9 protein-coding genes and 1 pseudogene are annotated in these 9,698 nt (G+C 61.1%); 8 read left to right on the forward strand and 2 right to left on the reverse strand.

Annotated features, from left to right (window positions below):
* From HLUSI_RS0106855 to mdtD, 4 genes and pseudogenes are all read left to right on the forward strand, one after another.
* Positions 1-358: pseudogene (locus tag HLUSI_RS0106855) on the forward strand (ABC transporter substrate-binding protein); the annotation flags it as partial.
* Positions 359-522: 164 nt separating this feature from the next.
* On the forward strand, positions 523-1,344 hold the full coding sequence (locus HLUSI_RS0106860; protein WP_016833282.1) for an ABC transporter ATP-binding protein: 822 nt from the start codon (positions 523-525) through the stop codon (positions 1,342-1,344).
* A gap of 76 nt (positions 1,345-1,420) precedes the next feature.
* Entirely contained in the window at positions 1,421-2,275 is an 855-nt protein-coding gene (locus HLUSI_RS0106865; protein ID WP_029363220.1) for an ABC transporter permease, read from the forward strand.
* 40 nt (positions 2,276-2,315) lie between these two features.
* On the forward strand, positions 2,316-3,683 hold the full coding sequence (mdtD, locus tag HLUSI_RS0106870; protein WP_029363221.1) for a multidrug transporter subunit MdtD: 1,368 nt from the start codon (positions 2,316-2,318) through the stop codon (positions 3,681-3,683).
* Between the two features lie 21 nt (positions 3,684-3,704).
* Here the strand turns inward: mdtD and HLUSI_RS0106875 are convergent, their stop codons facing one another.
* Positions 3,705-4,391: a Fe2+-dependent dioxygenase gene (locus HLUSI_RS0106875; protein ID WP_016833285.1), complete on the reverse strand. Its 687-nt coding sequence runs from the start codon at positions 4,389-4,391 to the stop codon at positions 3,705-3,707.
* Positions 4,392-4,429: 38 nt separating this feature from the next.
* Positions 4,430-6,664 carry a TonB-dependent receptor gene (locus HLUSI_RS0106880; protein WP_016833286.1) on the reverse strand — a complete coding sequence of 745 codons (2,235 nt, stop codon included), beginning with the start codon at positions 6,662-6,664 and terminating at the stop codon, positions 4,430-4,432.
* Positions 6,665-7,006: 342 nt separating this feature from the next.
* Here HLUSI_RS0106880 and HLUSI_RS0106885 point away from each other — a divergent pair, with 342 nt between their 5' ends.
* The 4 genes from HLUSI_RS0106885 to HLUSI_RS0106900 form a co-directional block, all read left to right on the forward strand.
* On the forward strand, positions 7,007-7,675 hold the full coding sequence (locus HLUSI_RS0106885; protein WP_016833287.1) for a response regulator transcription factor: 669 nt from the start codon (positions 7,007-7,009) through the stop codon (positions 7,673-7,675).
* A gap of 223 nt (positions 7,676-7,898) precedes the next feature.
* Entirely contained in the window at positions 7,899-9,089 is a 1,191-nt protein-coding gene (locus HLUSI_RS0106890) for a sensor histidine kinase (RefSeq protein ID WP_016833288.1), read from the forward strand.
* A gap of 82 nt (positions 9,090-9,171) precedes the next feature.
* Positions 9,172-9,390 carry a hypothetical protein gene (locus tag HLUSI_RS0106895; RefSeq protein ID WP_029363222.1) on the forward strand — a complete coding sequence of 73 codons (219 nt, stop codon included), beginning with the start codon at positions 9,172-9,174 and terminating at the stop codon, positions 9,388-9,390.
* A partial coding sequence (locus HLUSI_RS0106900; RefSeq protein WP_029363223.1) for a hypothetical protein occupies positions 9,390-9,698 on the forward strand: 309 nt, incomplete at its 3' end. The genes HLUSI_RS0106895 and HLUSI_RS0106900, both read left to right, overlap by 1 nt.

A 9,698-nucleotide genomic window follows, 5' to 3' on the forward strand; every position in this document is an offset into this window, starting at 1 on the left:
GCTGGGCGGCCTGTATCCGGCATCCAGCCTGTACGTGCAGCGCAACTGGCTGAACGGCCACAAGGATGACGCCGCCAAGCTGGCGCGCGCCTTCGTGAAGACGCTCAAGTTCATCAAGACCCACAGCGCCGCCGAGATCGCCGACAAGATGCCGAAGGACTACTACGGCAACAACAAGCCGCTGTACATTCAGGCGCTGGAAAACTCGCTGCCGATGTATTCGGCCGACGGCAAGATGCCGGCCGGCGGTCCTGAAACCGTGCTGTCGGTGCTGGCCGGGTTCAACCCGAACGTCAAGGGCAAGCACATCGATCTGTCCAAGACCTACACCAATGAGTTTGTGAATCTGGTCAAGTAAGTAAGCAACCAAGACCGGTTCAATGGTTCGCCCGTTTTCATCAGCTGGGCGAGCCTGTTTCAACCAAGCGCGAACAGCAGACACCTGACGCGGGCGTTCTCCGGAACGCCCGCGGCGGGACGCTTCGCGGCCAGCAATCCAAAAAAACAGACGAGAGAGTCTCCATGAATCAAACCGCCACCGCTTCTGCAAAAACGGCCAACAAGCTCGATACGCCGGCCATCGAACTGGACAACGTGTCGTGCCGCTTCATCACCGCCGACGGCAATGTCACCGTCGCCTTGCGCGATTTTTCCATGAGCGTCGCGCGCGGCGAGTTCGTCGCCGTGGTCGGCCCCACCGGCTGCGGCAAGTCGACCACGCTGAGCCTGATCACCGGTCTGCTTAAACCGACCATCGGCGAAGTGCGCGTGATGGGCGAGCCGGTCAACGGCATCGATCCGCGCATCGGCTTCGTGTTCCAGAACGATGCCGTGTTCCCGTGGCGCAGCGTGCGCGACAACGTCGCCGCCGGCCCGCTGTTCCGCGGCAAGCCGAAGGACCAGGCCTATGAACTGGCCAACGAATGGATCCGTCGCGTCGGCCTCGACAAGTTCGGCGACCACTATCCGCATCAGTTGTCGGGCGGCATGCGCAAGCGCGTGGCGCTGGCGCAGACCTTCATCAACAGTCCCGAGATATTGCTCATGGATGAACCCTTCTCGGCGCTGGACATGCAGACCCGCACGCTGATGCAGGACGAGTTGCTGCAATTGTGGTCGGCGCACTCCGGCTCGGTGGTGTTCGTTACCCATGACCTGGAAGAAGCGATCGCGCTGGCCGACAAGGTGTATGTGCTGACCGCGCGTCCGGCGACCTTGAAGAGCACTTACCAGATCGACCTGCCGCGTCCGCGCGTGATGGAAGAAGTGCGCTACGAGCAGCGCTTCATCGACATCTCCAGAAAGATCTGGTCCGACCTGCGTGAAGAAGTGCAGATCAAGTAAGCCAAGTAAACGCTTTCTACAGAAACAGCTTCTGCTCCGTACACCACACACACCAACGACAAGACAGGTGAGCAACATGACACAAGTAAATACAAGCCGCGCCATGAGCCCGGAAGCGATCGCAGAAGTCGAGCGCGAAGCGCAACGCAAGATCAAACAGCGCTACTGGCTGGTGATTTCACTGCGGCTGGCGATTCTGGTCATCATCCTCGGCGGCTGGGAATTGTCCGCCACGATGCAATGGATCGATCCTTTCTTCTTTTCACAGCCGTCGCTGATCGTGATCCAGATCTATGACTGGATCATGGAAGGCACCTCGCAAGGCCCGTTGTGGGTGCAGGTCATGGTCACGCTGGAAGAAACCGTGCTGGGCTTCCTGATCGGTTCCGTCGCGGGCATCATTGCCGGCATCGCGCTCGGCCGCAACAAGCTGATGTCGGACGTGTTCAGCCTGTACATCCAGATCGCCAACTCGATCCCACGCGTGGTGCTGGGTTCCATCTTCGTCATTGCGCTGGGCCTGGGCATGGCGTCCAAGGTGGCGCTGGCGGTGGTGATGGTGTTCTTCGTGGTGTTCGGCAACGCCTTCCAGGGCGTGCGTGAAGCCGACCGCTACATGATCGCCAACGCGCAGATCCTCGGCGCCTCGCGTCGGCAGGTGACGACCGCCGTGGTGATTCCATCGGCGCTGAGCTGGATCCTGGCGAGCTTGCACGTGAGCTTCGGCTTCGCGCTGGTCGGCGCGGTGGTGGGCGAGTTCCTCGGCTCCAAGCAAGGCATCGGCCTGCTGATCTCGACAGCCCAGGGCGCCTTCAACGCCAGCGGCGTGTTCGCGGCGATGATCGTGCTGGCGGTGGTGGCCTTGCTGGCGGATTACCTGCTGACATCGCTGGAGAAACGCCTGCTGAAATGGCGTCCGGCGGCATTCTGATCTTGTTGCCAACTCACAAGGGACGATAGAATCTTCTTCCATGTCCCTTAACTCTTCCCGCTCTCAAAAAGCCCTGTTGTGGATCGTTGCATCGGGCTTTTTCATGCAGACGCTGGACACCACCATCGTCAATACCGCTTTGCCTTCCATGGCCGCCAGTCTTGGCGAGCCGGTGCTGGCGATGCACCCGGTGGTGGTGTCTTATACGCTGGCAATGGCGTCGCTGACGCCGGCATCCGGTTGGCTGGCCGACCGTTTCGGCACACGCCGCGTCTACTTCCTCGCGATTCTCATTTTTGTGCTCGGCTCGCTGCTGTGCGCCAATGCGCACTCGCTGTCGCAACTGTTGCTGGCGCGCGTGGTGCAGGGCGTGGGCGGCTCCATGCTGCTGCCGATCGGCCGCCTTGCGGTACTGCGCAGCGTGCCGGGAGCGCAGTACATTTCGGCGCTGGCTTTCATTTCGATTGCCGGGCAGCTCGGACCGGTAGTCGGTCCGGTGACGGGCGGCTGGCTGTCGCAGACCATCGGCTGGCACTGGATTTTCCTCATCAACGTACCGGTCGGCGTGATCGGCATGTTCGCAGTGCATCGCTTCCTGCCTGCCGAAGAAATCGTTTCGCCGCCGCGCTTCGACATGCTCGGCTGCGCGTTGCTGTCGACCTGCATGGTGGCGTTCTCGCTGGCGCTGGATGTGCCGATGGAAGAACATCGCGCCTGGTGGAGCGCCGGCTTGTTCGGGATTTCAGTACTGACGGTATGGTGGTACGTCGTCCATGCGCGGCGCGACGAGCAGCCGCTGTTCCGGCTCGGGCTGTTCAATGAACCCAATTTCAGTGTCGGCCTGATCGGCAACCTGATCTGCCGCATCGGCTCGTCGGCGGTGCCGTTCCTGTTGCCGCTGCTGTTGCAGGTCAAGCTCGGTTTTTCGCCCTTGCATGCCGGCCTGGTGCTGTTGCCCGCGGCGGTGGCCGGCACCATCGCCAAGCCGTGGATCGCGCCGCTGGTGCGTCGCTACGGCTATGAGAATTTCCTGCTGGTGAATACAGTGATGGTCGGTGCGGCGATTGTGTCATTCGCGTTGATCACGCCGGCCTGGCCGATCTGGATCGGCATTGTGCAGCTGGCGGTCTTCGGCGTGTGCAACTCGATGCAGTTCGCGGCGATGAACAGCGTCACGCTTAAAGGGCTCAACAGCAAGGACGCCGGCAGCGGCAACAGCCTGTTTTCGATGGTGCAGATGCTGGCGCTGGGTCTGGGCGTGACGATTGCGGGCTCCATGCTGAGCGGGATCGACGGCGTGGCGTGGGCGAGGGACTGGAGCTTTACGCTGACCTTCGTCTGCGTCGGTCTGGTGACCTTGTTGTCGGCGCTGGTGTTTCGCCGGATGGATGCGCGTTACTTCAATTGATCGTCACGTGCGATCACCTGCTCAGGTATCGCTCCATTGACGCAGCAGGTTGTGATAACAGCCGACCAGCGTGCGCCGTGCAACTTCATCGGCGCCGGTCTGGTTGAGCGTCTGGATGGCGTTGTCCATGTCGAACAGCATGCTGCGCTGGCCGTCGTCGCGCACCAGGCTTTGCACCCAGAAGAAACACGCCGTGCGCACGCCGCGCGTCACCGGCGTGACCTGATGCAGGCTGGTGGCGGGATAAATCAGCACATCGCCGGCTTCCAGCCTGGCTGAATGCACGCTGTAGGTATCGTGGATCTGCAATTCGCCGCCGTCGTAAGTCGACGGATCGGACAGGAACAAGGTCGCGGAAATATCGGTGCGCAGCTTGCGGCCATTGTGCGGATGGATGCGCACGCTGCCGTCCACATGCGCGCCGAAGGTCATGCCTTCACTGTAACGATTGAACATCGGCGGATAGACCGTGTTCGGCAAGGCGGCGCTGATGAAACGCGGGTTGCGCTCCAATGCCGACAGGATGATGTGCTGGCACTGCGCGGCGACTTCCGAACGCTCGTCGATTTGCTGGTTGTACTTGACCGGCGCGCCTTGATAGCCGGCGGTCGCACGACCATCGACCCATGCCGGACCGGCCTGTTCCAGCAGCTGACGCACGGTGTTGAGTTGTTGCGCGTCGAGCAGCTTGGGAATGGCGATCAGCATGGGTGGATTTCTTTCACTTGCTTCAGATTGGCTTCAGATTACATGCGATAGTTGACCGAGATCATGCCGGTGCGACCGGTGCCGGGCACCGAGCGTCCGCCGTCGGACTGGATCAGCGCATCGTAATACATTTTGTTCGTCAGGTTGAGGAGGTTCAGACGAATGTCGTAGTCTTTTTGGAGATACGCCAGTGTCGTATCCCAGCGCACATAACCGCCGACCTGCACCGTATTGGTCGGATTGGCGTAGCGTTGCGACATGTACGTCGCGCCGCCGCCGAGTTGCCAATGCGGCACGATGTCATACGTTGTCCAGGTGGTCAGCGTGTGCTTTGGGGTGTTGGTCGGGATCTTGCCGACCGCGGTGTCGCCCGCTGCGCCACTCAGGACCTGCGCATCCAGGTAGGTATAGCCGGCCGCGACCTGCCATTGCTTGTTGATGCGGCCTGTTGCCCCGGCGCGTGCGCCCTTGACGCGCACATCGCCTGACAGCGCATACACGCCCGCAGAAAGCAGGCTGCGCGCATTTTGCTTGTCGATCTGGAACACGGCTGCGTTGAGCGACAGGTTTTCCGCCCAATCCCATTTTCCGCCCACTTCATACGATTTGTTTTTTTCCGGATCGAGGTTGGTCTGGCCGACGGTGCCGGTCAGCTGTTCCAGCGAAGGATTGAACGAGGTGCCGTAGGACAGGTAATACGCCTGTGCGGCGGTCGGTTGCCAGATGGCGCCGGCGCGCACGCTCAGGAAGTTGACGCTCTGATTGGCATAGGCGAGGGCGGTGTTCTTGGCTGCTGCCGGCATGTTGCCGGAGTTGAGCGAGTTGCTGATCTGCGCGACAAACTTGTCATAGCGCAAGCCGCCCACCAGCTTGACTTGCGGGGTCAGTTCCAGCGTATCGCCGACATAGGTGGCGATGGTGTTGGAGCTGCCGCCCTGATGGTTGCCGATGCTGCTGGTGACGCCGGTGCCCGCCGCGCTATAGGTCGGATTGACCAGGGGAATACAGTCGGCGAAACCCGAAGTCGGAGTCGCCGCGCCGGTCAATGCGACACCGTTGCAAGTGCCGTTGCGATAGTAGTTTTGCACGTCGTACCCATCGTGACCCACTTCCAGACCGACCAGCGCATCGTGCTTGAAGCCCAGGAAGGTGCCTTTGCCCGACAACTCCGTCTGGTTGAAGATCGAGTAATCGCGAATCGTGCGATCGTGGCTCTGTGCTTGCACGAACAGGCTGGACAGCGGCAGGGCGCTGGCACCGCCCGTCAAGGCCGTGTAACCGCCCGTGCCGACGGTGCCGATGCCTTGCGGCGCAGTTTCCACGGCGTTGGTGCGCACGTAATTGAACTGCGTCTGGTTGCGCAGCGTCACGTCCGGGGTGATCTTGTGCTTGATGCCGGCGTTCAGCGAGACCACGTCCTGGTCGGTGCGGTCGGAGTTGAGGCCGTAGGCGGTGTCGCGGTCGACGTTGACCGGATGGCCGTTCAGCGCCGGCAGGCCGTAGTCGGGTTGATCATGGTTGTGCTGGATCAGCGTCGAGAGGGTGATTTCCGTCGCGGTGCCGATGCCGGTCACATAGGAAGCTGCCAAGCCGAAGTCCTGCACGTTGGTCTGGTTGCGCGTGGTGGCCGCACCGTCTTGCGCCATCACGGAGACGCGCACGGCGGATGTCTCGGACAGCGGATGATTGTAGTCGGCGGTGGTGCGCACCAGGCCGTTGGTGGTCACGGACGCGGAGACCTCGGTCGATTGCTTCAGGTTGGCCTTCTTGGTGACCTGGTTGATGATGCCGCCGGTCGAACCGCGACCGAACAGCATGGACGACGGTCCCATCAGGACTTCGATCTCTTCCATCGCGAAGGTGTCGCGGAAATACTGGCCGCGGTCACGGAAGCCGTCCAGATAGATATCGGTGCGCGCCGAGAAGCCGTTCAGGTTGATGTTGTTGCCGATCTGACCACCTTCGGCGCCGCCCAGTGTAATGCCGGCGACGTTGCGCAGCGCATCCGACAGCGACGTCGCACCTTGCGATTGCAGCAACGCCTTGTTGACCACCACCACCGATTGCGGCACATCGTGCAGGTCGGCCGGAAGTTTGGTCAACGCGGTTGTCGTGGTGTTGAAATCATCGCGCTTGCCTTCGACGACGACTTCCTTGAGCGATGACGAGGGGGCGGGAGCAGTAGCAGGGGCGGAAGTTTGTTGCGCATGCACGGCGAGGGGGGCGGCAAACACGGCGACAAGTGCTGCGGCGATCGGCGTAAGACGGTTCATTTTTGGCGTTTTCAGTCTGGGTTGGTTCGCATGAAATTCGGCTGGCAATGAAGGCGGAGGCCGTCTGGCTGGCTGGATGCAGGTGGAAGGAATTGATTTCGATTCTCATTCCAATTGCTTGTGCGCTAGACTAAAGCGGTGTGCTGTCGCTGTGCTGACGATAGGCTGACGTTATGCTGACTGTGGTTAAAATAAAACGCCGATCCCTCTCAAAGTCGCTTTCCGGCGGTATTGCCGGCGCTACAATACGTCTCTTGCGGCGCTGAATCGTTTTGAATTGCGCTGTCCGATGCGCTCGTGATTGCCCCTGCGCAACTTGAATTTCTCATCTGGTCCCGAAATATGAACGTTCTGCTGGTGGAAGACGATCTGGTGCTGGCCGACGGCCTGTCGCGCATGCTCAAATCGCATGGACTGAGTGTCAACACGGTCAACAACGGCACCGATGCCGACGCGTTGCTGCAGCGTTACACCGCGACCGTGCTGGTGCTCGACATCGGCTTGCCCGGCCTCGACGGTTTTGAAGTGGTGCGTCGCCTGCGCGCACGCGGCAGCAACATGCCGGTACTGTTGCTGACCGCGCGCGACACCATTCCCGATCGCGTGCACGGCCTTGAATTGGGCGCCGACGATTACCTCGTCAAGCCGTTCGCGACGCCGGAACTGGTGGCGCGCATCAAGGCATTGATCCGTCGCAGCAGCCCGCAGCCGACGCAACTGACCATCGGCGGCCTGTCGCTCGATACGTCCTCCAAGCGCGCCACCATCGACGGCAAGAAAGTCGATTTCTCGGTGCGCGAATGGACCGTGCTGGAGTACCTCATGCAGCAAGCCTCACGCGTGGTGTCCAAGCAGCAGATCATTGACGCCGTGTTGCCGTGGGGCGAAGACGTCACGCTCAATGCGGTCGAAGTCTACGTCTCGCGCATCCGCACCAAGACCGCCGGCTCGGGTGTCGCCATCCGCACCATCCGCGGCTTCGGCTACATGCTGGAAAAGAGCGAAGCCTGAGGCATGCTGGCACAAACCGGCATGTCTTTTTCCTGCCGCACCCGCTGAGGGCCTGAGATCGTCATGCGCCCCAGCATCAAAATCAATCTTCTCAAATGGCTGATCGCGCCGCTGCTCGCGGTCAACCTGATCGGCGCCGGCCTGACTTACTGGCTGGCATGGCTGCCGGCACAGGACGCGTTCGACCAGAGCCGCCTGGGCGCTGACGTCGCAGATCAAGCGCGTGCGCGGCAAGACGTCGCTGGAGCTGACCAAGCAGGCCGAGCAGATGCTGCGCTCGGATCATTTCGACACCATGTACTTCGTCGTGCGCGACTCCAACGGCGAGACCCTGGCCGGCGATCACAACTTCCCGCCGGTCAACCATGTAACCGCGCCCAATGAACCGGTCACTTATGACGGCGTGATGAACGGCGAACAGGTGCGCATCGCCGTGCTGTATGTCAGCATCGAACGCACGCCGATCTACATCGGCATCGCCGAGACCTTCCGCAAGCGCAACCAGACCCACTACGTGATCCTGATTTCGCTGTTGCTGCTGGACGGCGCGCTGACCTTCTTCTCGATCGCCATCGTGATGATCGCGGTCAATAAAGGCCTGAGTCCGCTGCGTGAATTGCGCCAGAACCTCGACCAGCGCAATCACGACAACCTCACGCCGATCGAATTCAAGGAGACCGCCGAAGAGTTGTCGCCGGTGATCGGTGCGATCAACAGCTTGCTGGAAAACATCCGCAAGGGCGCCAGCGCGCAGCAGAATTTCCTGGCCAATGTCGCGCACCAGATCCGCACGCCGTTGACCGGCTTGCGCCTGCAGTTGGAGTGGTTGCACCAGCGTCACGCCGACGAACCTGAAACGGCGCATTCCACCGAACTGATGACCTCGTCGGTCGAGCGCATGGTGCGTCAGAGCAATCAGTTGCTGGCGCTGGCGCGCGCCGAGCCAAGCCGCTTCAAGCCGACCCATCTGGAAGACCTGCTGCTCGACAAGCTGGTGGAAGAATCGGTGCAGCATTTCATCGAACAGGCCGACAAGAAACAGATCGATCTCGGCTTCGACCTGCAACCGGCGCGCATGAAGGGCGACCGCTTCATGCTGCGCGACCTGATCGACAATCTGGTCGACAACGCGGTGCGTTATTCGCCGCCGCAAAGCACCGTGACGGTAAGTTGCCGCGAGCAGGAAGATGCCACCTTGCTGACGGTGGAGGATTCCGGTCCCGGCATCGCGCCGGAACATCGCGAACTGATTTTCGACCGTTTCTATCGCGTCAACGACAAGATCGCCGGCAGCGGACTGGGCCTGGCCATCGTGCGCGACATCGCCAAGGACCACGGCGGCGAAATCACGCTGACCTCGGGCGAGGCCAATTGCGGGACCATCTTCACGGTTCGTTTCCCGCGCCAGGACTGAATTTGCGCTGAGCTTGAAAATTGCTCCGAACCTGTTCGGCATGCCTCTGTCCAATCCTTTATCGCCATTGATGGAGGTATCCATGACAGAGCAAGTCCTACAGAGCGGCACCCACATCGCCCGTTTCGACGCAGTCAAGAAAGACGAGGACGTGTTCGAAGCGCAAGTCTTCGTGCGCCTCACGCGTGAACCGGAAGTCGCCGAGACCTACATCCCCGCGGGCTTGTTCGGCTCCATGCAGGAAGCGCTGGAGAACGCCAAACAGCGCGCCGAGCGTGCGCTCAAGGAGAATGAGTTCTGATGCGGATTGCAGCTTCTTTTCCTTCTTTTAAACGCATTCTTGCGGTCCTGATTCTGAGCACCGCCCTGACCGCCTGCGCCACCGGCCATTCACAATCGCAATCCGGTACTCGCTTCGAAATTCACGCCGCCAGCCTGGTCGCCAGCCCGGATTGGCAAAAAGCCAACCTGCTCGACGATCCCGGCACCACGGTCTATGTGGCGCCGGAAGTCTTGTTGGACAATTCCGATGTCGCCCTGGCCAATGCCAAGAAAGACCTCGGCGGGCAGGCGCTGATCGTGATCCAGATGACGCCGGCCGGAGCCCCC

Origin of the sequence: Herbaspirillum lusitanum P6-12 (assembly GCF_000256565.1) — a bacterium.
GTDB classification, from domain to species: Bacteria; Pseudomonadota; Gammaproteobacteria; order Burkholderiales; family Burkholderiaceae_D; genus Herbaspirillum; species Herbaspirillum lusitanum.

Coding starts and splice junctions, on each gene's coding strand:
- HLUSI_RS0106860 (WP_016833282.1), top strand. CDS start 523: ATGAATCAAACCGCCACCGCTTCTGCAAAAACGGCCAACAAGCTCGAT.
- HLUSI_RS0106865 (WP_029363220.1), top strand. CDS start 1,421: ATGACACAAGTAAATACAAGCCGCGCCATGAGCCCGGAAGCGATCGCA.
- mdtD (WP_029363221.1), top strand. CDS start 2,316: ATGTCCCTTAACTCTTCCCGCTCTCAAAAAGCCCTGTTGTGGATCGTT.
- HLUSI_RS0106875 (WP_016833285.1), bottom strand. CDS start 4,391: ATGCTGATCGCCATTCCCAAGCTGCTCGACGCGCAACAACTCAACACC.
- HLUSI_RS0106880 (WP_016833286.1), bottom strand. CDS start 6,664: ATGAACCGTCTTACGCCGATCGCCGCAGCACTTGTCGCCGTGTTTGCC.
- HLUSI_RS0106885 (WP_016833287.1), top strand. CDS start 7,007: ATGAACGTTCTGCTGGTGGAAGACGATCTGGTGCTGGCCGACGGCCTG.
- HLUSI_RS0106895 (WP_029363222.1), top strand. CDS start 9,172: ATGACAGAGCAAGTCCTACAGAGCGGCACCCACATCGCCCGTTTCGAC.